The organism is Pseudomonas cerasi (assembly GCF_900074915.1).
In the GTDB taxonomy this organism is placed as follows: Bacteria; Pseudomonadota; Gammaproteobacteria; order Pseudomonadales; family Pseudomonadaceae; genus Aquipseudomonas; species Aquipseudomonas cerasi.
Window position 1 is genome coordinate 4,957,375 of the sequence record NZ_LT222319.1, and the last position, 22,793, is coordinate 4,980,167.

Sequence of the window (22,793 nt, forward strand, 5' to 3'; positions counted from 1 at the left end):
AATATAAGCGACGTGTCGCGCTACGCAATTTGCCCGCGCTGGCATAAACTGCGCGGCCGTTTTTTGACTGGAACGTAAAAGACATGAATGACCAATCCCCGGCCCGTGCCTGCGGTATCGATTTCGGCACGTCCAACTCCACTGTCGGCTGGCAACGACCCGGCATGGAATCGTTGATCGCGCTGGAGGACGACAAGATTACCCTGCCTTCGGTAGTGTTCTTCAATATGGAAGAACGCCGCCCGGTGTATGGCCGCCTGGCGCTTCACGAGTATCTGGAGGGCTACGAAGGCCGCCTGATGCGCTCGCTCAAGAGCCTGCTGGGCTCGAAGCTGATCAAGCATGACACCAGCGTGCTGGGCACGGCGATGCCGTTCAAGGATTTGCTGGCACTGTTTATCGGCGAGCTGAAAAAGCGCGCGGAGCAAACAGCTGGCCGCGAATTCGAGCAGGTCGTGCTGGGCCGTCCGGTGCATTTTGTCGATGACGACGCCCAGGCCGATCAGGAAGCCCAAGACACGCTGGCTGAAGTGGCGCGCAAGATCGGCTTCAAGGACGTATCTTTCCAGTTCGAGCCCATCGCTGCGGCCTTCGATTACGAGTCCACCATCCAGGACGAAGAACTGGTGCTGATTGTCGACATCGGCGGCGGTACGTCAGACTTTTCTCTGGTACGTCTGTCGCCCGAGCGACGCCGGCACGATGATCGCCAGCAGGACATCCTTGCCACCGGTGGCGTACACATCGGCGGGACCGACTTCGACAAGCAGTTGAGCCTGCAAGGCGTGATGCCGCTGTTCGGTTATGGCAGCCGCATGAAAAGCGGTGCGTACATGCCGACCAGCCACCACATGAACCTGGCGACCTGGCACACCATCAACGCGGTGTACTCGCAAAAATCGCAACTGGCCCTGGGCAGCATGCGCTACGACATCGAAGACACCGGTGGCATCGATCGCCTGTTCAAGCTGATCGAACAACGCGCCGGGCACTGGCTGGCCATGGAAGTGGAAGAAACCAAGATCCAGCTGACCCACGCCGACAGCCGCCATCTGCCTATGGATCGCGTGGAAGCCGGACTGAGCGTCGACCTGAGCCGGGTGATGTTCGAAGCAGCGATCGACGCCCAGCTCGAGCGGGTGCGCAACAGCGTGACGAACTTGCTGAACGATGCGGGCGTGAGTGTCGAACAGGTCAGCACGGTGTTCTTCACCGGCGGTTCAAGCGGCATCCCAGCCCTGCGCAACAGCGTCTCGGACATGCTGCCCAACGCGCGCCACGTTGAAGGCAACATCTTCGGCAGCATCGGTAGCGGCCTGGCCATCGAAGCGAAGAAGCGTTACGGCTAGTCATGCGCCTATCGTGGGAATGCCCTTCGTGATGCTCCGCGTCACAGATCGCTGATCTTGTGGGAGCGAGCTTGCTCGCGAAGGCGGATTACCTGACCAATGGGCTTCCAGCGGCTGCACGGGCCTGTTCGTGAGCAAGCTCACTCCTGTAGGGCCGGGGTGTTTTCAAGCCATGTGAATCACTCCCACGGGCGGGAGTGTTTCGAGCCATGTGGATGTTCTGCGGCACCGCAGACGCAGAGCGTGCAGAACTGCACGCCAACGCGGTGAAGTGACAGGCGTTGTTTCGGACGGCTACATACGCAAGCGCCCTAGACCAACCCTTCCTTCTGCAACTCGCTCTTCAGATACGCATAGTAAATCGGCCCTGCAACCACGCCCGGCAGGCCGAATGCGGCTTCGAACAGCAGCATCGCCAGCAGCAACTCCCACGACTTGGCGTTGATCTGTCCGCCCACGATGCGCGCATTGAGGAAATACTCGACCTTGTGGATCACGATCAGATAGCCCAGCGCAGCCAGCGCGACCCAGATCGAGATGGACATGCCGACGATGAAGATCAACGTGTTGGACATCAGGTTACCCACCACCGGCAACAGGCCGAGCAGGAAGGTCATGATGATCAGGGTCTTGGTCAGCGGCAGGTGAATCCCGCACAGCGGCAATACGATGGCCAGAAACACCGACGTGAACGCCGTGTTGAGCAGGGAAATCTTGATCTGGGCAAAAACAATGTTGCGAAACGCCCGGCTGACCAGGTACAGGCGATCGAACAGAGCAGCCGCCAGCGGCTTGCGCGCATGCACGTCGGAGATACGCTGCAAGGCAATGATCGCGCCCAGTACCATGCCGATCAGCATGGTGACGAACATGTGCGCCGCCCCCTTGCCGATCAACTGCAATTCGCCCACGTGCTTCTGCAGCCATTGCCCGAGCGAAACCTGAAACTCCGCTGCGCTGGCAGGCAGGTAGGCATCGATGAACGGAGGCAGCTGACCACGAGCGCGGTCGACCAGGGTCATGAACTTGTCGAGCGAGGCGCCCGGATTTTCGGCTTCGTGCAGCACAAAACTGATGGCGCCGGCAAAAATCAGCGTCAGCAGGCTGACCACCAGCGTGCCGAGCAACGCTACGGCCAGCCAGCGAGCACGTTCGCCGGAGATCAGCCGCTGCAGTTTGGGGGTCAACATGTTGACCAGCTCGAAAACCAACAGTCCGGCCAACAGACTGGGCAACAACTTGAATGGCAACACCAATAACAGACCGCCAAATACAAGAATCCAGCTGGCTATTAACACCTGACGCGCAGAAAACGTTGGCATAGACCCTCAACGGGCAACAAAAGGAAGGTGGGCAGTCTGCCAGCCTTCTCAGTCCAGAACCAGTGATCAGAAAGCCGGAAAAAACACGCCGCAATCATCTGCCCGATGATCGGCTCGAGAACGGCGCGAAAGTGCAGTGTTTACTGCACCCGCGCCTCTTGCCTGCCGCAAAGATGCCGACTGAAAAATTATTTCTTCTTGAGACAATCGCTCATGAAACTCTTGCGCGCGTCTCCCTTGAGCGCCTGAGTGCTGGCAGTCGCGTTGCAGGTTTTCATCTTCTCCTGCTGGGTCGCCGCTGGCGGCGGTGCCGCTTTAAGGCAAGTGCTCATGAACGTCTTGCGCTCATCGCCCTTCAGCGACTTCGCGCTGGCGTCGGCATTGCAGGTGGTCATTTTGTTCTGCTGCGCGGTCGCAGCGAAACCCTGGGCAGATAACATCAAGCCAACGAGCAATACAGGAATACCGAGCTTGTTCATCGATCCACTCTCCAGATCCACTGCACCGGGCGGCACAGACTGAGATTCAGTGTAGTCAGCGTCTGCGCTCTGTGACGGAGCACCCAACATCGCCGCTGGCATTCTCGACAAACAGGCGGATAATTACGCCTCGCTCTAACGATGATCCACTCATGCAATACGCTTTTCCGCTGATTACCATCCTTATCTGGGCGATCAACACAGCCGTCACCAAGGCGTCTGCCGGGGTGATCTTTCCGGCTGAAATTGGCTTTTATCGCTGGGCGCTGGCTGGCTTGCTGTTCACACCGTTCATGCTCGGGCCTGTGTGGGCGAACCGAGCGGCTATCAAACCGGTACTCGGCAAGATTTTCATTCTGGCCGTGCTCGGCACAGCGCTGTATCAAAGCCTGGCGTATTTCGCGGCCAGCCTGACAACCGCCACCAACATGGGGATCATTCAGTCGATGGTGCCGATGATGGCGCTGGGGCTGTCGATAGCCTGCCTCGGCACTCGTCTGACCTCGGGTGCGCTGCTGGGGGCGGTGCTGTCATTCGCGGGAGTGGTGGTCGTGGTCTCGGCGGGCAATCCGGCCGGTCTGATTGAGCAGGGGGTCAATCGGGACGATGCGATGGTGCTGGTGGCCGCCGCATCGTATGCGGTCTACAGCACGCTGCTGAAGAAGTGGCAGTTGCGTTTGCCGCCCCTGCAGTTGCTTTACGTACAGATCCTGCTGGCGATTATCGTTTTGCTGCCGCCGTTCATGCTGTCGGCGAAAACCGGCCTGAATGCGAACAACATACCGATGGTGCTGTACGCAGCGATTCCAACCTCGATGCTCGCACCATGGTTGTGGATGACCTCGATCATGCGCCTGGGCCCCAGCCGTACAACACTGTTCTTCAACCTGATGCCCATCGCCACGGCCTTGATTGCCGCGGCGACACTGGGCGAGCAGCTGGCGCTCTATCACCTGTTCGGCGGAGCGCTGACCCTCTGCGGCGTCATCCTCGCGGAACGCTGGACGACGCCGCTGCGATCCAGGGCGGACTAGGCAGTCGCGCTGCCTTCGCCGCCCTCCAGGCTGTGAATCGACACATCGGTGATGCCGGCGGCAAGCGGCAGCCCGGCTTCACCCATTGGCAGCTCGTCCAGTTCTACGTGATGCTTGAGCGCCAGTTCGTGCACCACTTCGATGATGGGCACATCCAGATTCTCGATAATGTCTACGTGGTGCTCGCCGAGCAGGGTGTACTCGATCTCATACAGTTCTTTATCGCTCATCGCATCTTCCTGGCCGTCACTGAGGAGCGGCTGATTAACGAACTACGGTCCGACAACCGATGACCGAGCCCAAGGCCGAGCAAAACGCTCAACCATGCCATCAGATTGACCTCGGCCTTTCGGGAACGTGCGAGGAATATTCAAAGCGCTTTTCATGCGCGATTGTCATGGCGTTCAGGGGGGGTCAGCAACGGCCTCAGGGTGGATACGAGGTACTGCCTCATCGCCATCTTTTTTTCGAACTCTTGAGCCCCTCCTCTGCTCCAAGGCATACCGGGCCAAAACCGGCTCTGACATGTGGAGCAATAACGCTGTACAAAAAACTCTTCGCGGCGACCTTTGTATTGGCGACGATGGCTGGCTGCTGCAACACAACCGTGCAGAACCCGGTGGACTACGTCACTTATCGCAACGAGCCGCTGGTCAAGCAGGTCGAGAATGGCGTGACGCGCCAGCAGGTCCTGACTATCGGCGGTGAGCCGTCGAGCACTATCGAGCGTAAGGTCAACCCAGGCACTTGCAACAACTACGTCATGAACAAGGACGGCCACAAACAGGTCTACCACGTCAGCTTCAACAGCGACGGCCGTGTGACCAACAAAGGTTTCATGACGTGCGAACAACGCGAGAAGAACGAAAAAGCGATGTAATCAAAACGCAGGCACAAACAAAAAGCCCGAGGCATGAATGCCTCGGGCTTTTTGTTGAATGCTTTTTAGGATCTCTACGAAAAGTGGCTGAGCTCGGTGATGCTTCGTTAAAAACAGGCTCGGAATGCTCATTTACAACACGTAGACTCCGCTTCCTCGCCTGTTTTTGCCTCGCCTGACCTTCGCTCGCCGACTTTTCGTACAGAGCCTAGAAAACCAGCTTGAACAGGGCGATAACCACGACCAGGCCGATCAGAAAGATGATGCCAACGGTGCTTCCCAGGAACTTGAGCATTGTGTATCTCCACGATTTATTTGGGTCTCAAGGTTGGGACCGCGGGGCTCGGAACTCGTTTCTTATATTTTTACATTCAGACACAGCCGTCCGTTTCAGTGAAAATCCGATAAAACTTTTTGCCCCCTTCGCTACTCACAATCTTTGCTGATCCTGCCGGGCCACCCACAGAGCGAGACAGCAAAACCTGATGAGTCCTGGAGATAAATGATGAATTCTGCACCGCAATCACAGCTTTCCGATGTAAATACTCTGCGCCAGCGCGCACGCCAGAACGTTGAGGATGGTGCTGTGACTCAAGGCTACAGCGCTGACCGCGAAACGGTCCTGCGCCTGCTCAATGAATCGCTGGCTACCGAGCTGGTCTGTGTGCTGCGCTACAAGCGTCACTACTACATGGCGTCAGGCCTGAAAGCGAGCGTCGCGGCAGCCGAGTTTCTGGAACACGCAGAGCAGGAAGCGCAGCACGCCGACAAACTGGCCGAGCGTATCGTGCAACTGGGCGGCGAGCCGGAGTTCAACCCGGACACCCTGTCGAAGAACTCCCACGCGCAGTACGTGGCGGGTAACACACTGAAGGAAATGGTTTACGAAGATCTGGTTGCCGAGCGCATCGCCGTCGACAGCTATCGCGAAATCATTCAATACCTCGGCGACAGCGACCCGACTACCCGCCGCATCTTCGAAGAGATCCTTGCTCAGGAAGAAGAGCACGCTGATGACATGGCGGATATTCTCGAAGACCTGTAACTCGCGACAGCAAATGAAAAGCCAGGACCTGTGTCCTGGCTTTTTTGTGGGGAAGTATTTTCTCAGGCCAGCGACGTAAACGTCGTTCCTCACGCTCCAGCGTGGGAATGCATTTCTGGACGCCCTGGGTCCGGCCAAGTGCGCGCCAACGCGGAGCGCTGGCACGAGAGGTGGAGCGTTACTTCACCGTCTTAGGTGCCTTGCCGGTGCGCATCTGCTCCAGCAGCGGGCCACACTGATTGGGCTCGCTGTCGCCAGTGGCGACCAGCGCCAGCAGGCCTGCAGCAGGGCCTACGGTTGCGCCGAGCAGGACCATGCCGGCTCCGCGCAGCAACAGCGGGCCGGACTGTACGCCTGCGTTGGGCTTGGCGAACGGGCCGTTGACATACAACGGCGAGCGCAGCGAGAACACGCGGAAGCCCTTGGACTCAGGGTTGATCTGCAGGTCCAGTTGCTCGGTCTTCAGGTTCGCAGTGCCGTTGATGTAGATGATGGCGTTCTCGGTATCGAAGACAAATAGCCGACTGGTCGCCAGCCCGTCCTTGATGCCGAAGTCCGAGGCCGCGCAATTGATCTTCACATCCTTGTCGCCGAACAGCTTGCCAACGACGTAGTTGCCCACGTTGAGCCCGGCAATTTCCATCAGGCCACGACTGATCGCACCGTCGTTCACCAGCATCTTCATTTCGCCGTTGGCAGTCCCCAGCAAGGCTGCAACCGAGTTGCCACGGCCACTGATATCGGCATCGCCGTTCAGCTCACCGAAGCTGGTTTTCATCGGTTCGAAGGTCGGGAACAGTTGCTTGAGCTTGAAATTGCGCGCCGACAGCCTGGCCCTGCCCTGCATCGGTTTGTTTTGCCCGTTGAGGCGAATGTCCGCGTCCAGCTTGCCACCTGCCACCCCAAAACGCAGCGGCTCAAGGCTCAACTGACCATCGTTGAGAACCAGATGGGTGTAGAGGTCAGTGAACGGCAGGTCCGGGCTCTGCACGATGCGCTTGCCGGTGAACTCCACGTCGGCATCCATTGCCCGCCAGCGATCAGTCTGAAACTCCTCGACGGGCAGTACCTTGCCCGAAGGCTGCTTGCTCTCGCCACCGCGCTTTTTCTGCGCGGCATTGGAGTCCGCACCGATCAGTGGCGCGAGGTCACTGAACAGCAATTGATTGGAGACCAGCACGCCACTCAGCTTGGGCCGAGGCTGACTGGCGACGAAGCCCAGGTCGCCGTGGATATCGCTGTTGCCGATCTTGCCGTTGAAGCCTTCGTAACGGAAGTTGGCGCCGGCCGGGTCGTGCAGTTTGGCGATCAGGCGGCCATCGGTGGAGTACGCTGGAGAATCCGGCAGGGTCACACCCGTCAGCGGGTACAGATTGCTCAGGCTCGCGCCGGAAAGCTTGAGGCGCACGTCCAGCGCGCCCAGGTTCTGTGGATCGGTCAGGGTCCCGGCGATCACCGCATGGGTGTCACCGACCTTCACGTCAGCCTGTACCGGAAACGGTTGATTGGCATCCTTGAGCGCGAGCAGGCCGCCGACCTTGCCGGTGCCGCTCAGCTTCTGACCGTGGTACTGGCCGGTGACCGCCAGACCGAATGCGTAATCCTGCGGTACTGCGCCCTTGTCCTGGGCCTTTTTCGCTTCCTTGCTGCCGACGATTTCACTGAACGGGATCGGCTTGCCGAGCAGGTCTATCACCACGTCCAGGTTGGCATTGAGTTTCTGGTCGTTGAAGCTCACCAGTCCCTTGTCGAACTTGATCGCGCCGATGTCCATCACCCATTTGGAGGGCTCGGCATTCGGGTCGGATTTGGGCAGATCGAACACCCAGTTGGCGCGACCATCGGCCAGACGCTCGAGTTTAGCCTCGGGGCCAGTCAGATCGATACGCGGGATAACCACTTGCTGCGCCAGCAGCGGCAGCAGCGAGAGACGAAATTCGACGTGCTTGAGGGTCACCATCTGCGGGGTCTTCGACCACTCAGGGTTACCCAGACTCAGGTCGTCAGCAACAAAGTGCGGCGACGGCACCCAGGCACGCCAGCCACCGAGTTCGGGCTCACGCGTCCAGCGCACATCCAGATCACCATTGATGGCGAACGGACGATGCAGCGCTTCGCTGACTTTCGCATTGAGGGTGGGTTTGATGCGATTCCAGTCGAAAGTGACAATCACAATGACCAATATAGCCAGCACCACCAGCAACGTGGCACCTGTCCAGGCGAAAATCTTGCGGCTGCGCGTCATGCGTCACTCTCCAGAAAACAGCGCCCCGACCCTGGCGCGCTGAATACGACATGAATGTTCGACTGACAAACGCGCCGAGGGTTTGATTTGAATACGAAAATGCATCGAAGGCCAGCACTCATGCACTATTACTGGTCAAGGAGCCTGACTGAAAACCCTTTCGACGCAGGTAAAGCGCATTTGCTAAAGTGCAACCCAGCCTAATCCAAGAATCGTTTGAGCCATGCTGCCCCGCGCCGAACAGAAACAACAGACCCGAAGAGCCCTGCTCGATGCTGCCCATCAATTGATGGAGAGCGGGCGCGGCTTCGGCAGCCTGAGCCTGCGGGAAGTGGCGCGCACGGCAGGCATCGTACCGACCGGGTTCTACCGGCACTTTGAAGACATGGACCAGTTGGGGCTGGCGCTGGTCAGCGAGGTCGGCCAGACCTTTCGCGAGACCATCAGGCTGGTGCGCCACAACGAATTCGCCATGGGCGGGCTGATTCGTGCCTCGGTGAAGATATTCCTCGAACGTGTGGCGGCCAACCGGTCGCAGTTCCTGTTTCTGGCGCGCGAACAATACGGCGGCTCCTTGAAGGTGCGTCAGGCGCTTGGCGCATTGCGCGAAGGCATCAGCGCCGACCTCACAGCCGACCTGGCAAAGATGCCCAAATGGCAGCACCTGAATGCCGATGCCCTGTCGATTATCGCCGACCTGGTGGTCAAAAGCGTGTTCGCGATGCTGCCGGAGCTGATCGACCCGCCGCCCGCCTCGCTCGCCCCGCACCTGACACCTCAGGCGAAGATCACTCAGCAACTGCGCTTCATCTTCATTGGCGCACGGCACTGGCGTGGTCTGGGCAGTCACGATTGAGCGGCGACACGCTCTGCCTGGGGCTGAGATGTGAACCGTCTCACTATTAACTTCACTTCCAGCAATGCAAAATGCACCAAATTAAAGCGCTATCATGATTACGCACCAAAATAGATCTTTAGTGATCTTGCCGATGCTTGGATCACCTGCCTCTGTCAGCCATTTCCCCGCAAGCTGCACTGTTGGCAAGCCCCTTGCTCTGATTTGAAGCATCGCAATTGGCTGGAAGCTATCTGATGCTGGTGATTCACGACCGAATCGAACCTCAGGCCGAATGGGCCGCCGAGCTGCATTTGAATTTCGAGGCACGCAGCAAAAGTCGACTGCGCTGCTTCAGTGCGGAAAACGAAGACGTCGGCCTCTTTCTGCAACGCGGTCAGTCGCCGCTGCGCGATGGCGAGTTTCTTCAGGCCCAGGACGGCCGCGTGGTGCGTGTCTGCGCACGTCCCGAAAAACTCATGCACGTCACGTGCAGCAGTACTTTCGAACTGACCCGCGCGGCCTATCACCTTGGCAATCGTCACGTGGCCCTGCAAGTCGGCGACGGCTGGCTGCGCCTGCTCGACGATTACGTGCTCAAGGCGATGCTCGACCAACTGGGCGCCACTGTCGAAACCATCGAAGCGCCGTTCCAGCCGGAACATGGCGCCTACGGCGGGGGGCATCATCATTCGCGCGCGGGCGAGGAGGATTTCAACTATCCGCCGCGCATGCACCAGTTCGGCGTGCGCAAGTGAACAGCGCCTGGGCGCTATTGCGCCTAGCCAGTCCGCAGCTGCCTATCGGTGGCTACAGCTATTCGCAAGGGCTGGAAATGGCCGTGGAGCAATCCATTGTGGTGGACCCGCCGACCGCGGGCCGCTGGATCGGCGATCAACTGCTGCTCAATCTCGCGCGCTTCGAGGCCCCGCTGCTGCTGGCTCATTGTGAGGCGGCGGCAGCCGGTGACTGGGGCCAGTTGCTGCAAGTCAGCGAGCAGCATCGCGCCAGCCGCGAGACCCGCGAGCTGCATCTGGAAAGCCGGCAGATGGGCTACTCCCTGCAGCAGTTGCTCAATGGCCTGCCTGAACTGGATCGTGAAGCACGCCATTTTCTGCAGCAGACTGCCGAGCCGCACCTGGCCCTTGGCTGGGCGCTGGCCGCACGCGCCTGGCAGATCAGCCCGCAGGATGCGCTGGCCGCCTGGCTATGGAGCTGGCTTGAAAACCAGCTGGCCGTGCTGATGAAAACCCTGCCGCTGGGCCAGCAAGCCGCCCAGCGCCTGACCAGCGAATTGTTGCCGTTATTGCAGCAGGCGCAGGTCAGTGCCAGCACACAAGATCCCTGCCATGCCGGCAGCGCAGCCTTTGGTTTGTCCCTGGCGAGCATGGCGCACGAACGTCAATACAGCCGGTTATTCCGGTCCTGATCAGTCCTTATGGAGAACTCAATGAACAGCCAACCTCTGCGCGTCGGAATCGGTGGCCCGGTCGGATCCGGCAAGACGGCGCTGACCCTGGCGCTGTGCCTGGCATTGCGCGACCGCTATAACCTGGCCGTGGTGACCAACGATATCTATACCCGCGAAGACGCTGACTTTCTGGTGCGCAACGAGGCACTGGCACCTGAGCGCATCATCGGCGTTGAAACAGGCGGCTGCCCGCACACCGCGATTCGCGAGGACGCTTCGATCAACCTGGAAGCAGTCGACCAGCTCAATCGCCGCTTCGAAGGCCTGGACCTGATCATCGTCGAATCCGGTGGCGATAACCTTTCCGCGACCTTCAGCCCGGAGCTTTCCGACCTGACCATTTACGTGATCGACGTGTCGGCCGGCGACAAGCTGCCGCGCAAGGGCGGTCCGGGCATCTGCAAGTCCGACCTGCTGGTGATCAACAAGATCGACCTCGCCCCTTTGGTAGGCGCGTCACTGGAAATGATGGACAGCGACACGCGCAGGATGCGTGGCGAAAAGCCGTTCGTGTTCAGCAATCAGAAAACCGGCCAGGGTCTGGAACAGATCATTGCCTTCATTGAGCGCCAGGGCCTGCTGACTGCGGCCGCCTGAATTCACAACCAAAAGGAACCCGTCGATGAACTACAAAAAAGCCCTTGGCGCCCTGGCGCTGTTGCTGGTCCCGACTCTGGCGCTGGCTCACCCCGGTCATGGCGATAATGGCCTGATCGCAGGTATCAGCCACCCGATTGGCGGGCTGGATCATTTGCTGGCCATGCTGGCCGTCGGCTTGTGGGCTGCGCAGCAACAAGGTTCGGCACGCTGGGCGCTGCCGTGCACCTTCGTCGGCACCATGCTGATCGGCGGCATGCTGGGCTTTGAAGGTTTGAACCTGCCAGCGCTGGAAGGCGGCATTGCCGCCTCGGTACTGGCTCTGGGCCTGGCCGTGGCATTGGCAGTGCGTCCGCCGCTGGCGCTGGCGGTAACCGCAACAGCCCTGTTCGCCTTGTTCCACGGCGTAGCACATGGCCTTGAACTGCCGGAAATGTCCAGCCCATGGGCGTACGCAGCAGGTTTCGTTGCTGCAACTGCGGCCTTGCATGCGCTGGGTTATGCGGTGGTTCGCGTGTTGCCTCAGGCGGCGGCCCCCCTGGTGCGTATCGCCGGTGCAGCCTCTGCGGCAGCGGGTGTCTGGTTACTCGCAGCCTGATGGCGTTTCGCGTTGATCGTGTCCGCTTCAGCCGGGGACGATCAGCGCGAAAGCGCGGGAATGCGGTACAGGTAAAGCAGCACTGCGCTGGCAAAAGCCAGCAGGCAGACCGGCAAGGGATGCAGACCGAACAGCACCGCGATGGCGGCGATCCAGGCGGGCAAGCCGGCGGCCAGGAACGCCAGGCGGCGGATGGCAGCGAGTTTGAGCCATGCTGCCGGCTCCTCGGGTGTATCGAGTGCAGCCTGGGTGACCGCCAACGCGCGCTTGTAGGCGCCGAAGGGTTTCAGGCTGACGAACATCGAGCCTATCCCGGCGATGAACAGCGGGATCGCCAACACCGGAATGAGCGGTTCGCTGGCACCGAAAAATACACAGACCACCAGCAATGGCGCCAGGGTCAGACCCAGTTGACGCCACCATTGCATCTCCAGCTTTTGACGAACCTCGCTGCGTGTCACGCGGGGCCGACCTCGCTTTGATGTTCGTTGCCCATCATGTGCCCCAGCTTGCCCGCCTTGGTCGCCAGATAAAGACGGTTATGCGGGTTTTGTCCGGTGTGCAGAGGCACGCGCTCGGCGACCCTGATGCCCATGTCGGTCAAGGCTTTGACCTTGCGCGGGTTGTTGGTCATCAGCCGCAACGATTGCACGCCCAGATGCTGAAGCATCGGCAGGCAGATCGCGTAGTCACGCTGATCGGCAGCAAAGCCCAGGCGCTCGTTGGCCTCAACCGTATCGGCGCCGCCATCCTGCAGCTCGTAGGCGCGGATTTTGTTCATCAGACCGATACCGCGCCCTTCTTGACGCAGGTACAGCAGTACACCACGCCCTTCGGTGGCGATGGCGCGCAGGGCAGCCTCCAGTTGAGAACCGCAATCGCAACGCTGACTGAACAGGGCATCGCCCGTCAGGCATTCGGAATGTACGCGACCCAGAACCGGCTCACCGTCCGCCACATCGCCCAGACTCAGGACGACATGTTCACGGCCGGTTGCCGACTCGATAAAGCCGTGCATGGCAAATTCTGCAAAGGGAGTGGGCAGTTTGGAAGCGGCGACAAAGACGACGGGCACCGTGTGCTCCTGATCAGTGTGAAGACTGGAAATTCGCAAGATTTGCATTGTAACAGCAGGTTCCTGCGGACGCTCAGGGTGAATTCTCGGGCATTTAGATCATAAAGTTCGATAGATAGAAGCGCTCATCCGCTCACTGCTCAGCGCCAAAATGCTGGTAGCCACGCGTGTCGGGCGTGACGTCTTGCCCTGTGTCGTCGACAAGCACGACGCCTTGACCCTGCTCTACCCGGCCAATGACATACACCGGCCAGCCTTCTTTCAGCAACGCCGACAGGTGTTCGGAAGGCAGCGTGAAGGCCAAGATGTAATCATCGCCACCGCTGAGCGCGGCCTGTCGGGCAGAGGGCAGATCGAACAAGGTCAGCAACTGGTCGGACATCGGCAGCCGGTCACGCTCGATCACCAGACGAACATCCGAAGCGCGGGCGATGTGTCCGCAGTCGGCCAGCAGCCCGTCGGAGATGTCCAGCGCGGACGTCGCCCTGCCCCGCAACGCCTGCCCCAGCGCCAGTTGCGGTTGAGGCGACCAGTAGCGGGCCAGCAATGCTTCGGCGATCAAGGGCTCGGCGCTGCGCTGCTTCAATACCAGCGGCAATGCACCTGCACCATCACCCAACGTGCCGCCGACACACAGGAGGTCACCCGCCTGGGCACCCGCGCGGGTCAGGGCTGATCCGGTCGGCACGGCACCGAACACCGTCAGCGTCAGGCTCAAGGGACCGCGCGTGGTATCACCACCGATCAGACGCAGCGAACAGCCTTGCGCCATCTGGTTCAAGCCGCGAGCGAAGGTCTGCAGCCAGTCGGCATCGACCTGCGGCAGGGTCAGGGCAAGGGTGAACGCGACAGGCCGGGCACCCATGGCCGCCAGGTCACTGGCAGACACCGCCAGCGCACGCTGACCGAGCAGAAAGGGGTCGCAGACATCAGGAAAATGTACCCCGGCAACCAGGGTATCGGTCGAGATCGCCAACTGCTCGCCGGGCGCCAACGCCAGCAGCGCGCAGTCGTCGCCGATCCCCAGGGCAACTTCCTCGCCCGCCTGCGCACAGGGCGCGGCGGCGAAGTAATTGCGGATCAGCTCGAACTCTCCCATGAAGGTCAGGCGCGGATCAGCGCTTGTGGGCCTTCACTTCGACTTCACGCAGGCGCGGCGCCAGCTTGTCCAGCACGCCATTGACGAACTTGTGGCCGTCAGTGGAACCGTAGACTTTCGCCAGCTCGATGCCCTCGTTGATCACTACGCGATAAGGCACGTCGATACGTTTGAGCAGTTCGAACGTCGACAGACGCAATACCGCCAGTTCAATCGGGTCCAGCTCTTCGATGGTCAGATCAAGACAAGGCGAAAGAGCAGCATCGATCTCGGTCTGGTTGGTCGCTACGCCGTGCAGCAGCTCACGGAAGTAGGGGCCGTCAACGTTGCTGAAGTCGTTATCGACCCGAAACTGTGCTTCGATTTCGTTCAGCGCGTGGCCAGCCATGTGCCGTTGGTACAGGGCCTGAGTCGCCATCTGACGCGCTTCGCGACGCTTGGCGCTTTTACCCTTGGCGGCTTCCGGCGATTTGGCGTCGCGCGGGTTGAACTGGTCGGTATCGTCGGAAATCACTTGGCCTCCAGCTGCGACAGCAGACTGACCATTTCGATGGCGGACAGAGCGGCTTCAGCGCCCTTGTTGCCGGCCTTGGTGCCGGAACGCTCGATGGCCTGTTCGATGGAGTCGACGGTCAATACGCCGAAAGCGACCGGCACGCCGAATTCCATGGACACCTGGGACAAGCCCTTGACGCACTCGCCTGCCACGTATTCGAAGTGTGGAGTACCGCCACGGATCACTGCACCCAGTGCGACGATGGCCGCGAACTCGCTGCGTTGGGCAACTTTCTGCACAACCAGTGGAATCTCGAACGCACCCGGCGCACGGATGATGGTGATGTCGCTTTCGCTCACGCCATGGCGTACCAGTGCATCAACGGCACCGCTAACCAGGCTTTCCACGACGAAGCTGTTGAAACGGCCAACTACCAAGGCATAGCGGCCTTGGGGGGCGATGAAGGTACCTTCGATGGTCTTCAAGGTCATTCGGTGAGTCTCGTATTAAAGAGCAAGCCCGCCTTGGGGCGGACTTTGAGGGATATTAGGCCACGAATCATGCCTGTCAGGCCAAGACCTGCGAAAAAACCATCTTTCACACGCCCCGACCTGCCGGTATTTATTCGGAGGGCACGTATTCTACAACTTCCAGATCGAAACCGGATATCGCATTGAACTTCATCGGCGAACTCATCAGGCGCATTTTGCGCACGCCGAGGTCACGAAGGATCTGCGAACCAGCGCCGACCGTGCTGTAAGTGGTCGGTATCTTGATCGGTTGCTGACCGGCGGTTTCGCGAATATGAGCCAGCAAGACATCGCCATCCAGCGGATGACCGAGCAGCAGCACCACACCGCTGCCAGCCTCGTTAACCGCGCGCATGGCGGCGCGCAGGCTCCAGCGGCCGGGCTGGCTGACCATCAGCAGGTCACGCAGCGGGTCCATGTTGTGCACGCGAACCAGCGTAGGCTCTTCGGCGCAGATGGTGCCCAGGGTCAGCGCCAGATGCACGTCGCCCTCGACCGAATCGCGGTAGGTCACCAGGTTGAAACTGCCCAGTTCGCTGTCCATCGGCTGCTCGGCAATCCGCTGAACGGTACGTTCGTGGATCATCCGGTAGTGAATAAGGTCGGCGATGGTGCCGATCTTGATGTCATGTTGCAGGGCAAATGCTTCGAGTTCGGCACGTCGCGACATGGTGCCGTCATCGTTCATGACTTCGCAGATCAGGCCCGTCGGCTCGAAACCGGCCATGCGCGCCAGGTCGCAGGCCGCCTCGGTATGACCGGCACGCGCCAGGGTGCCGCCAGCCTGGGCCATGAGCGGGAAAATATGCCCAGGGCTGACGATGTCTTCAGCTTTCGCGTCCTTGGCAGCGGCAGCCTGCACAGTACGTGCGCGGTCGGCTGCCGAGATGCCGGTGGTCACGCCTTCGGCAGCTTCGATGGAAACGGTGAACTTGGTGCCGAAACCCGAACCGTTGCGCGCTGCCATCAGCGGCAGCTTGAGGGTTTCGCAGCGCTCGCGAGTCATCGGCATACAGATCAGACCACGGGCGAAACGCGCCATGAAGTTGATGTGCTCGGGCTTCACGCATTCGGCGGCCATGATCAGGTCGCCTTCGTTTTCGCGGTCTTCGTCATCCATGAGGATGACCATCTTGCCCTGGCGAATGTCTTCGACCAGTTCTTCGATACTGTTGAGCGCCACGCGGCACCCCCTTCAATCAATTCAGGATTTGAGGTAGCCGTTCTCGGCCAGGAAGCTTTCGGTGATCGTGCCGTGGCCCGGCTCGGCGGCCTTGTCACCCAGCAGCAGGCGCTCCAGATAACGCGCCAGCAGGTCGACCTCCAGGTTGACCTTACGGCCGGGCTGGTAGTCGGCCATGATCGTTTCGCTCCAGGTATGAGGCACGATGGTCAGTTCGAACTCGGCGCCGTTGACCGAATTGACGGTCAGGCTGGTGCCGTCGACCGTAATCGAGCCTTTGTGGGCGATGTATTTGGCCAGTTCACGTGGCGCACGCACCGCAAACTGAATGGCGCGGGCGTTGTCCGCACGGGCGACGATCTCGCCCACGCCGTCGACATGGCCGCTGACCAGATGGCCGCCCAGACGCGTAGTCGGGGTCAGGGCCTTTTCCAGGTTGACCCGGCTGCCGCTCTTGAGGTCGACAAAGGCGGTGACGGTCAGGGTTTCCCGGCTGACATCAGCCCAGAAGCCATCACCGGGCAATTCGACGGCGGTCAGGCATACGCCATTCACGGCAATGCTGTCGCCGAGTTTGACGTCGGTCAGGTCAAGCTTGCCGGTTTCCACATAAACGCGGACGTCGCCGCCTTTCGGAGTCAGGGCGCGGATGCTGCCAATGGATTCGATAATGCCGGTAAACATGGGTCCTCCGGGAGAACAAGGGCTGCGCGCTAGGCGAAAGCCAGGAATTATACGCCGGGTGTGCGCACAGGGAGAGCGATGACTCGCCAGTCATTACCGACAGCACGCATTTCCACAATGTTCAGCTCAAGTGCCTCGCTCATCTGCGCCAGGGGCAGATCGAGCAGCGGGCGGGCCGATGAGCCGAGAAACTTGCCGGCGATGAAGAGCTGAAATTCGTCGACCAGCCCGAGACGCGCAAAAGCCCCCGCCAGTCGCGGACCGGCCTCAACCAATACTTCATTGACGCCACGCGCGGCGAGTTCGCCCATCAACCTGCGCAGGTCCACATGACCGGCGCTGTCGGCCAGAGCGAGCATTTCGTGGCCCTCTTCCTGATAGCGACCTCGCGCCGACGCAGCAGCACACGTCACGACCAGCGCACTGCCTGCCTGGAAGAACGGTGCATCGAGCGGCACACGCAAACGGCCGTCGATCAACACGCGCAACGGCGGGCGTGCAGCGGCCAGTGAGGTCAGTTCGGCATCGAGCCCCAATTCATCAGGGCGTACGGTGAGACGAGCCTTGTCGGCCAGCACCGTATCGGCGCCGCTCAGCACCACACTCGACTGCGCACGCAGACGCTGCACGGCAGAGCGCGCCTCGGGACCGGTGATCCACTGGCTTTCACCGCTGGCCATCGCCGTGCGGCCATCCAGGCTCATGGCCATCTTGACCCGCACGTACGGCAGGCCGGTTTCCATGCGCTTGAGAAAGCCTTTGTTCAGCGCTCGCGCTTCGCTTTCCAGCACACCACATTGAACGCCGATACCGGCATTCATGAGGCGCAACAGGCCACGGCCGGAGACTTCGGGATTGGGGTCCTGCATCGCAGCGACAACCCGCGCCACTCCGGCTCCGATCAGTGCATCGGCACAGGGCGGTGTGCGCCCCTGGTGACTGCACGGTTCGAGGGTGACGTAAGCGGTCGCGCCTCTGGCCAGCTCGCCAGCCTGGCGCAAGGCATGCACTTCGGCATGCGGCTCACCGGCCCGTACATGCCAGCCTTCGCCAACGATCCGGCCTTCACGCACGATCACGCAGCCGACTCGCGGGTTGGGATGCGTGGAGTACCGCCCCTTGCGCGCCAGCTCGAGTGCTCGCGCCATGTAATGAACGTCGAGAGCCGCCTGTTCAGTCAGCAATGCATTTATTCCTTGCCCGGCTCGCGGGCCAGACGGTCGATTTCTTCACGGAATTCGTTGAGGTCCTGAAAGCGGCGGTACACGGAAGCGAAGCGGATGTAGGCCACTTCGTCGAGCTTCTGCAGCTCGGTCATGACCAGCTCACCCACCACCAGCGATTTGACTTCGCGTTCGCCGGTCGCGCGCAGCTTGTGTTTGATGTGAACCAGGGCCGCTTCAAGGCGTTCGACACTCACCGGACGCTTTTCGAGCGCGCGCTGCATACCGGCGCGCAGTTTTTCTTCATCGAAAGGCTGGCGGCTGCCGTCCTGTTTGATCAGACGCGGCAAGACCAGTTCGGCAGTTTCGAACGTAGTGAAGCGCTCGCCGCAGGCCAGGCACTCGCGTCGGCGGCGTACTTGCTCGCCTTCGGCGACGAGGCGGGAGTCGATGACTTTGGTGTCATTGGCACCGCAGAAGGGACAGTGCATGGTGGCTGGCAACGAAAGAATGGGGAGCGCCATGTTAGCGCATCCTGCCGGCAAGACAAGGCTGAGGGTTTACGGTATATAGACGCGCATTAAAGCGGTGTGAAATTGTCCGGGCTCGGTAATACTGCACGCTTGGCGTCACCCAGCCTTTCGAATTTTGCCTTGTGGAGCTCTTGATGACGTTACGCCCCGCTTTTCTACTCTGCTTCATCGGCTTGCTGGCCGCGTGCAGCAGCAATGACGCGCCGATACCCGTTGCGCCGCCACCGGTCGCACCGTCGATCAAGCTGCCCGCCGGTCCAGGGCCGTTGCAGCCGTACCAGCGAGAAATCAGCGGGCAGTTGCTGGGCGTACCGGCCGGCGCCGAGGTCGAGCTGGCGATGCTGGTCATCGACGAACGCGGACGTCCGCAGAAGCTGCTGACCAACACCCTGCTCAAGGGTAACGGTCAATCATTGCCGTTCCAGCTGCGCTTCAACCCGGAAGCCTTTCCGGTCGGCGGACGCGTCGAGTTGCGTGGCCGTGCCAGTCAGTCCGGGCAGTTGATTCTGCATCTGCCGTCAATGCGCATCGATCAGCCGGTGACTCAGGCCCTGGGGCAGTTGCAGTTCGTCAAGGCGCCATGATCGCTCCGCAACATCTGCAACACGCGCTGAGCGAACTGCTTGGCGACGCCCGGCTGGCAATTACTTCGCTGCCGGGCACAGGTCTGAATCTGTGGCTGATCGACGATGCCAACATGGACCGCGCCTTCAGCCCGGATGAAACGCGGCGCATTCTGGAAGATCCACCGTACTGGTGCTTTTGCTGGGCCAGCGGCCTGGCTCTGGCACGCTTTCTGGCTGAAAACCCGCACTGGGTGGCCGGCAAGCGGGTACTGGATTTCGGTGCCGGCTCGGGTGTGGCGGGCATTGCCGCGCTCAAGGCAGGGGCGCTTGAGGTAGTGGCCTGTGATCTCGACCCACTGGCGCTCGCTGCCTGCCGGGCCAATGCCGAACTCAATCAGGTGCCATTGAGCTACTCGACGGATTTCTTTGCCGAGGCGGACCGCTTCGATCTGATTCTGGTCGCCGACGTGCTCTACGACCGCGCCAACCTGCCGCTGCTGGATCATTTCCTCTCCCGAGGCCGCGAGGCACTGGTGGCCGATTCCCGCGTGCGCGACTTCAGGCACACTGCCTACCAGCGTCTGAGAATGCTGCATGCGCGCACCCTGCCGGACCTGGCCGAACCGCACGAGTTTCGCGACGTGAGCCTCTATCACGCGGCGCGGTGAGCGCTCAGCCAGACGGTCTCTGCAGGAGCGAACTTGTTCGCGAAGACGGTCGTTCAAACGATAAATCCCTTGGAGCTCTCCACCCCTTTCACGAACAAGCGAGGCGTCGCCCGGCTCGCTCCCGCGGCCTTCGGCCAGCATCAGGAGCAATGAGTGCGGGAACGATCATGTCCAATAGACGACGCCGCTTTCAGCATTGTCCTGCGGGCTTTATAGTTGGCAGCATTCAGATTCTTCGAGACGTGCAATGAGCCAGGAAACTGCTTACATTTTCGACGCAACCGCCGCGAACTTCGATCAACTGGTGATCGACAAGTCCTTCGACCAGCCCGTGCTCGTCGATTTCTGGGCCGAGTGGTGTGCGCCCTGCAAGGTCTTGATGCCCCTGCTGCAGCAAATCACCGAGAGTTATCAGGGCGAGTTGCTGCTGGCCAAGGTCAATTGCGACATCGAGCAGGACATCGTGGCGCGCTTCGGCATTCGCAGCCTGCCTACCGTGGTGCTGTTCAAGGACGGCCAGCCGGTGGATGGCTTTGCCGGTGCACAGCCCGAGTCGGAAATCCGCAAGATCCTCGAACAACACGTAGTCATGCCGCCACCGCCAGCCGCCGACCCGCTCAAGCAGGCACAGACGCTGTTTGCGGAAAGTCGTTTCGCCGAAGCCGAAGCACAGCTCAAGGTGCTGTTGGGCGAAGGCAACACCAATGGCGCCGCGCTGATTCTGTATGCGCGCTGCCTGGCCGAACGGGGCGAACTGAGCGAAGCCAAGGCCGTGCTGGATGCGGTCACCGGTGATGCACACAAGGCAGAACTGGCAGGTGCCAAGGCCCAGCTGACGTTCCTCGCGCAAGCCGCGACCCTGCCGGACGCCGCCGAACTGAAAAGCCGTCTTGCACAAAACCCTCAAGACGATGAAGCGGCACTGCAACTGGCGATTCAGCAGCTGTCGCGTCAACAGTACGAAGCTGCGCTCGAGGGCCTGCTCAAGCTGTTCATCCGCAATCGCAATTACGCCGAGGGCCTGCCGCACAAGACGCTGCTGCAAGTATTCGACCTGCTGGGCAACGACCATCCGCTGGTCACGGCGTAACGTCGCAAGCTGTTTGCCGCGCTGTACTAATGTACAAAGCAACAGGCACCGCTCGGGTGCCTGTTGTTGCCGAGCGCAGTCAAGTCATGTCGCTTCGACCCAACTGTACAGCGGCGCATCTCCGCCGCTCTCGACTTTCACGTTCGCCGAGTGGCGCAAGCGCACCAGTAGATGCTTGCCCGCTGCGGTGCTGCCCGCCAACCCTTCCAGTTGCCCCAACAGATCCGGCCCACTCATCTGCCCGGCCTTATGCAGCAACTCCTGAGCGACTTGCCAGAGCCTGTCGTCCTGATTGAGCGGCTTGTTCTCGGCCACGGCAGCGGGTACCTCCGGGGCGGCTGCCTTGAGCTGCGCGCCCAGTTGCGCCCAGTCCCCGTCGTCCAGTTCAAGGGTCAAATCCACCGGCCATTGGCCTACGGTTCCACGAATACGCAACATGATGTGCACCTGCTGACAGTCAGGCGTACATGCTCCCACAGGCTGGCGCGCATTCCCATGATCAACCGTAACGCCACGGGTTGAGGACAGGTTCCTTGCCGTTCATGAAATTGCCAAGCGCCCGCACGTCGTAGACGTTTTCCCAGTACTCGATAATTCGGCCATCGCGAAACCGCCACAGGCCGCAAAACGGCATGATGATTTTCCGGCCCCCGCAGTTGGCGCGCATCTCGCCCAGCACCGAGCCGAAGTGATCGTTGGCGACGATGTCGTGGACATCCATGTACAGGGTCTGATGCGTCCGCCTGATCAGATTGATCTGGTGGGAAAGTACTGCCTCCCATGGCTATGGACAACCCACCACCAGCGCCTTGATCCGCCTTGTGCAGCACGACGTCAGCGTCGGCGAATTCGGTGATACGTTCCATATCCTTGTACACAGCACGCAGGACTTCCCTGTTCGAATGGAGCTTGTTCATGAGTATCTTCCCTGATGTCGCACTCGGCCCAGGTCGAGCGCAGGCCCTGGCTGGGATGAAAATCTTCCTGCGCATCCGGCGCAGGTGTAGCGATTTTCATCTTCCAGAGTAGGACTTGATGACGCTAAGTGTGAGACTACTTAGGCATAAGCACCTGACCGAGTATTCCCGATAAGACCGTCAATAGCGCTTTGCTGAAGCCCGGTCTTCCGGCGCCTGGATAAAAACACGTCCACGCAGGTCACCACTTGTTATAAGATCACATAACAGTTTTTCCGATTATTGTTCTGGAGCCCGCTATGCGCCGTCTGCTACTCGCCCTGCCTTTCGCCCTGTTACCACTCGTTGCTGCGCACGCTGCCGAAGAACACGACCACGATCATGGCGATGAACATGGCAGCCTGGGTGCGCACGAGCACGGCGTAGGACGCCTGGATGTTGTGCTGGAAGGCAAGACGCTGGAGTTCGAATTTGACAGCCCGGCCATGAACATCGTCGGTTTCGAGCACGTTGCGACCTCGGATGAAGACAAGGCCAAAGTCGCCAAGGCCCGTGAGTTGCTGCTCAAGCCCAACGCCTTGTTCAGCATTGCCGATGCCGCCAATTGCTCGGCCACTTCGGTGAAGCTGGAAAGCCCGCTGTTTGGCGACAAGGATGACGATCACGATGAACACGCCAAGGACGGCGAAGCCGATCATCATGAGCACAGCGAAATTCACGGTCACTACAAGTTCGTCTGTGACGCACCGGCCATTCTGAAGAAGCTCGACCTGTCGCAAATCTTCATAACCTTTCCCGACACCAAGAAGCTTCAGGTACAACTGATTTCGCCAGGTGGCCAGTCAGGCGCAGAAGTGATCGCAGCCAACCCAACGCTGAAATTCTGATCGCACCCTGCGGTACAACAACCGGGCCTGGCCCGGTCTTTTAATTT

At 60.3% G+C, this 22,793-nt stretch carries 28 protein-coding genes and 1 pseudogene; 13 read left to right on the forward strand and 16 right to left on the reverse strand.

Annotated elements, in window-relative coordinates; all coding sequences use genetic code 11:
* Nucleotides 1-83 precede the first annotated feature (83 nt).
* The gene (locus PCPL58_RS24435) at nt 84-1,349 is read left to right on the forward strand and encodes an Hsp70 family protein (protein ID WP_065350652.1); all 1,266 of its coding nucleotides are present in this window, start codon (nt 84-86) and stop codon (nt 1,347-1,349) included.
* 311 nt (nt 1,350-1,660) lie between these two features.
* On the opposite strand, the gene PCPL58_RS24440 is transcribed toward PCPL58_RS24435, so the two are convergent.
* Both PCPL58_RS24440 and PCPL58_RS24445 read right to left on the reverse strand, forming a co-directional pair.
* Nucleotides 1,661-2,671, reverse strand: a complete 1,011-nt coding sequence (locus tag PCPL58_RS24440) for an AI-2E family transporter (RefSeq protein WP_003368896.1) — start codon at nt 2,669-2,671, stop codon at nt 1,661-1,663.
* Nucleotides 2,672-2,859: 188 nt separating this feature from the next.
* Nucleotides 2,860-3,150 (reverse strand): PsiF family protein, encoded by a 291-nt coding sequence (locus PCPL58_RS24445; RefSeq protein WP_003368898.1) that lies wholly within the window; start codon nt 3,148-3,150, stop codon nt 2,860-2,862.
* 152 nt (nt 3,151-3,302) lie between these two features.
* Here PCPL58_RS24445 and PCPL58_RS24450 point away from each other — a divergent pair, with 152 nt between their 5' ends.
* Entirely contained in the window at nt 3,303-4,184 is an 882-nt protein-coding gene (locus tag PCPL58_RS24450) for a DMT family transporter (RefSeq protein WP_065350653.1), read from the forward strand.
* Here PCPL58_RS24450 and PCPL58_RS24455 read toward each other — a convergent pair.
* The gene (locus PCPL58_RS24455) at nt 4,181-4,414 is read right to left on the reverse strand and encodes a hypothetical protein (RefSeq protein WP_065350654.1); all 234 of its coding nucleotides are present in this window, start codon (nt 4,412-4,414) and stop codon (nt 4,181-4,183) included. The genes PCPL58_RS24450 and PCPL58_RS24455 overlap by 4 nt on opposite strands.
* A 311-nt stretch (nt 4,415-4,725) precedes the next feature.
* On the opposite strand from PCPL58_RS24455, the gene osmE reads away from it, so the two are divergent.
* Complete coding sequence (gene osmE / locus PCPL58_RS24460) at nt 4,726-5,064, forward strand: osmotically-inducible lipoprotein OsmE (RefSeq protein WP_065351105.1); 339 nt, start codon at nt 4,726-4,728, stop codon at nt 5,062-5,064.
* Between the two features lie 208 nt (nt 5,065-5,272).
* Here osmE and PCPL58_RS32895 read toward each other — a convergent pair whose 3' ends face one another.
* Complete coding sequence (locus tag PCPL58_RS32895; RefSeq protein WP_441344152.1) at nt 5,273-5,359, reverse strand: small membrane protein YohP; 87 nt, start codon at nt 5,357-5,359, stop codon at nt 5,273-5,275.
* A gap of 210 nt (nt 5,360-5,569) precedes the next feature.
* Here PCPL58_RS32895 and PCPL58_RS24465 point away from each other — a divergent pair, with 210 nt between their 5' ends.
* A complete protein-coding gene (locus PCPL58_RS24465) occupies nt 5,570-6,109 on the forward strand; it encodes a ferritin-like domain-containing protein (RefSeq protein WP_003431762.1) in 540 nt (179 codons plus the stop codon).
* Between the two features lie 178 nt (nt 6,110-6,287).
* Here PCPL58_RS24465 and PCPL58_RS24470 read toward each other — a convergent pair whose 3' ends face one another.
* Nucleotides 6,288-8,354 (reverse strand): AsmA family protein, encoded by a 2,067-nt coding sequence (locus tag PCPL58_RS24470; protein ID WP_065350655.1) that lies wholly within the window; start codon nt 8,352-8,354, stop codon nt 6,288-6,290.
* Between the two features lie 223 nt (nt 8,355-8,577).
* On the opposite strand from PCPL58_RS24470, the gene PCPL58_RS24475 reads away from it, so the two are divergent.
* From PCPL58_RS24475 to PCPL58_RS24495, 5 genes are all read left to right on the forward strand, one after another.
* A complete protein-coding gene (locus PCPL58_RS24475) occupies nt 8,578-9,210 on the forward strand; it encodes a TetR family transcriptional regulator (RefSeq protein WP_002555418.1) in 633 nt (210 codons plus the stop codon).
* Nucleotides 9,211-9,446: 236 nt separating this feature from the next.
* Nucleotides 9,447-9,947 (forward strand): urease accessory protein UreE, encoded by a 501-nt coding sequence (gene ureE / locus PCPL58_RS24480; protein WP_003431764.1) that lies wholly within the window; start codon nt 9,447-9,449, stop codon nt 9,945-9,947.
* The gene (locus PCPL58_RS24485) at nt 9,944-10,618 is read left to right on the forward strand and encodes an urease accessory protein UreF (RefSeq protein WP_065350656.1); all 675 of its coding nucleotides are present in this window, start codon (nt 9,944-9,946) and stop codon (nt 10,616-10,618) included. Before ureE ends, PCPL58_RS24485 begins: the two co-directional genes overlap by 4 nt.
* A gap of 21 nt (nt 10,619-10,639) precedes the next feature.
* Nucleotides 10,640-11,257 carry an urease accessory protein UreG gene (ureG, locus tag PCPL58_RS24490; RefSeq protein WP_003368915.1) on the forward strand — a complete coding sequence of 206 codons (618 nt, stop codon included), beginning with the start codon at nt 10,640-10,642 and terminating at the stop codon, nt 11,255-11,257.
* Nucleotides 11,258-11,282: 25 nt separating this feature from the next.
* A complete protein-coding gene (locus tag PCPL58_RS24495) occupies nt 11,283-11,855 on the forward strand; it encodes a HupE/UreJ family protein (protein ID WP_065350657.1) in 573 nt (190 codons plus the stop codon).
* Between the two features lie 41 nt (nt 11,856-11,896).
* Here the strand turns inward: PCPL58_RS24495 and PCPL58_RS24500 are convergent, their stop codons facing one another.
* From PCPL58_RS24500 to nrdR, 9 genes are all read right to left on the reverse strand, one after another.
* Nucleotides 11,897-12,316: a hypothetical protein gene (locus PCPL58_RS24500; RefSeq protein WP_003368918.1), complete on the reverse strand. Its 420-nt coding sequence runs from the start codon at nt 12,314-12,316 to the stop codon at nt 11,897-11,899.
* A complete protein-coding gene (gene ribA / locus PCPL58_RS24505; RefSeq protein ID WP_003368920.1) occupies nt 12,313-12,930 on the reverse strand; it encodes a GTP cyclohydrolase II in 618 nt (205 codons plus the stop codon). Before ribA ends, PCPL58_RS24500 begins: the two co-directional genes overlap by 4 nt.
* Before the next feature lie 133 nt (nt 12,931-13,063).
* Nucleotides 13,064-14,029: a thiamine-phosphate kinase gene (thiL, locus tag PCPL58_RS24510; RefSeq protein ID WP_065350658.1), complete on the reverse strand. Its 966-nt coding sequence runs from the start codon at nt 14,027-14,029 to the stop codon at nt 13,064-13,066.
* Between the two features lie 16 nt (nt 14,030-14,045).
* On the reverse strand, nt 14,046-14,543 hold the full coding sequence (gene nusB, locus PCPL58_RS24515) for a transcription antitermination factor NusB (protein WP_003368925.1): 498 nt from the start codon (nt 14,541-14,543) through the stop codon (nt 14,046-14,048).
* Complete coding sequence (ribH, locus tag PCPL58_RS24520; RefSeq protein ID WP_002555427.1) at nt 14,540-15,016, reverse strand: 6,7-dimethyl-8-ribityllumazine synthase; 477 nt, start codon at nt 15,014-15,016, stop codon at nt 14,540-14,542. The genes nusB and ribH overlap by 4 nt, the downstream gene beginning before the upstream one ends.
* Nucleotides 15,017-15,146: 130 nt before the next feature.
* The gene (gene ribBA / locus PCPL58_RS24525; protein ID WP_065350659.1) at nt 15,147-16,238 is read right to left on the reverse strand and encodes a bifunctional 3,4-dihydroxy-2-butanone-4-phosphate synthase/GTP cyclohydrolase II; all 1,092 of its coding nucleotides are present in this window, start codon (nt 16,236-16,238) and stop codon (nt 15,147-15,149) included.
* A 21-nt stretch (nt 16,239-16,259) separates the two neighbouring features.
* Complete coding sequence (locus PCPL58_RS24530) at nt 16,260-16,922, reverse strand: riboflavin synthase (protein ID WP_065350660.1); 663 nt, start codon at nt 16,920-16,922, stop codon at nt 16,260-16,262.
* Between the two features lie 47 nt (nt 16,923-16,969).
* On the reverse strand, nt 16,970-18,070 hold the full coding sequence (ribD, locus tag PCPL58_RS24535; RefSeq protein ID WP_162273836.1) for a bifunctional diaminohydroxyphosphoribosylaminopyrimidine deaminase/5-amino-6-(5-phosphoribosylamino)uracil reductase RibD: 1,101 nt from the start codon (nt 18,068-18,070) through the stop codon (nt 16,970-16,972).
* Nucleotides 18,071-18,111: 41 nt separating this feature from the next.
* Nucleotides 18,112-18,576, reverse strand: a complete 465-nt coding sequence (nrdR, locus tag PCPL58_RS24540; RefSeq protein WP_003317051.1) for a transcriptional regulator NrdR — start codon at nt 18,574-18,576, stop codon at nt 18,112-18,114.
* Nucleotides 18,577-18,752: 176 nt separating this feature from the next.
* On the opposite strand from nrdR, the gene PCPL58_RS24545 reads away from it, so the two are divergent.
* The 3 genes from PCPL58_RS24545 (at nt 18,753) to trxA (ending at nt 20,942) form a co-directional block, all read left to right on the forward strand.
* Complete coding sequence (locus tag PCPL58_RS24545; protein WP_065350662.1) at nt 18,753-19,202, forward strand: hypothetical protein; 450 nt, start codon at nt 18,753-18,755, stop codon at nt 19,200-19,202.
* A complete protein-coding gene (locus tag PCPL58_RS24550; protein ID WP_065350663.1) occupies nt 19,199-19,852 on the forward strand; it encodes a class I SAM-dependent methyltransferase in 654 nt (217 codons plus the stop codon). Before PCPL58_RS24545 ends, PCPL58_RS24550 begins: the two co-directional genes overlap by 4 nt.
* Nucleotides 19,853-20,099: 247 nt before the next feature.
* Nucleotides 20,100-20,942: a thioredoxin gene (trxA, locus tag PCPL58_RS24555; protein WP_065350664.1), complete on the forward strand. Its 843-nt coding sequence runs from the start codon at nt 20,100-20,102 to the stop codon at nt 20,940-20,942.
* A gap of 84 nt (nt 20,943-21,026) precedes the next feature.
* Here the strand turns inward: trxA and PCPL58_RS24560 are convergent, their stop codons facing one another.
* Both PCPL58_RS24560 and PCPL58_RS24565 read right to left on the reverse strand, forming a co-directional pair.
* Entirely contained in the window at nt 21,027-21,380 is a 354-nt protein-coding gene (locus PCPL58_RS24560) for a hypothetical protein (RefSeq protein ID WP_065350665.1), read from the reverse strand.
* Nucleotides 21,381-21,441: 61 nt separating this feature from the next.
* Nucleotides 21,442-21,859 (reverse strand): annotated as a pseudogene (locus PCPL58_RS24565) (nuclear transport factor 2 family protein).
* Nucleotides 21,860-22,158: 299 nt separating this feature from the next.
* Here PCPL58_RS24565 and PCPL58_RS24570 point away from each other — a divergent pair.
* A complete protein-coding gene (locus tag PCPL58_RS24570; RefSeq protein WP_003368941.1) occupies nt 22,159-22,746 on the forward strand; it encodes a DUF2796 domain-containing protein in 588 nt (195 codons plus the stop codon).
* Nucleotides 22,747-22,793 lie beyond the last annotated feature (47 nt).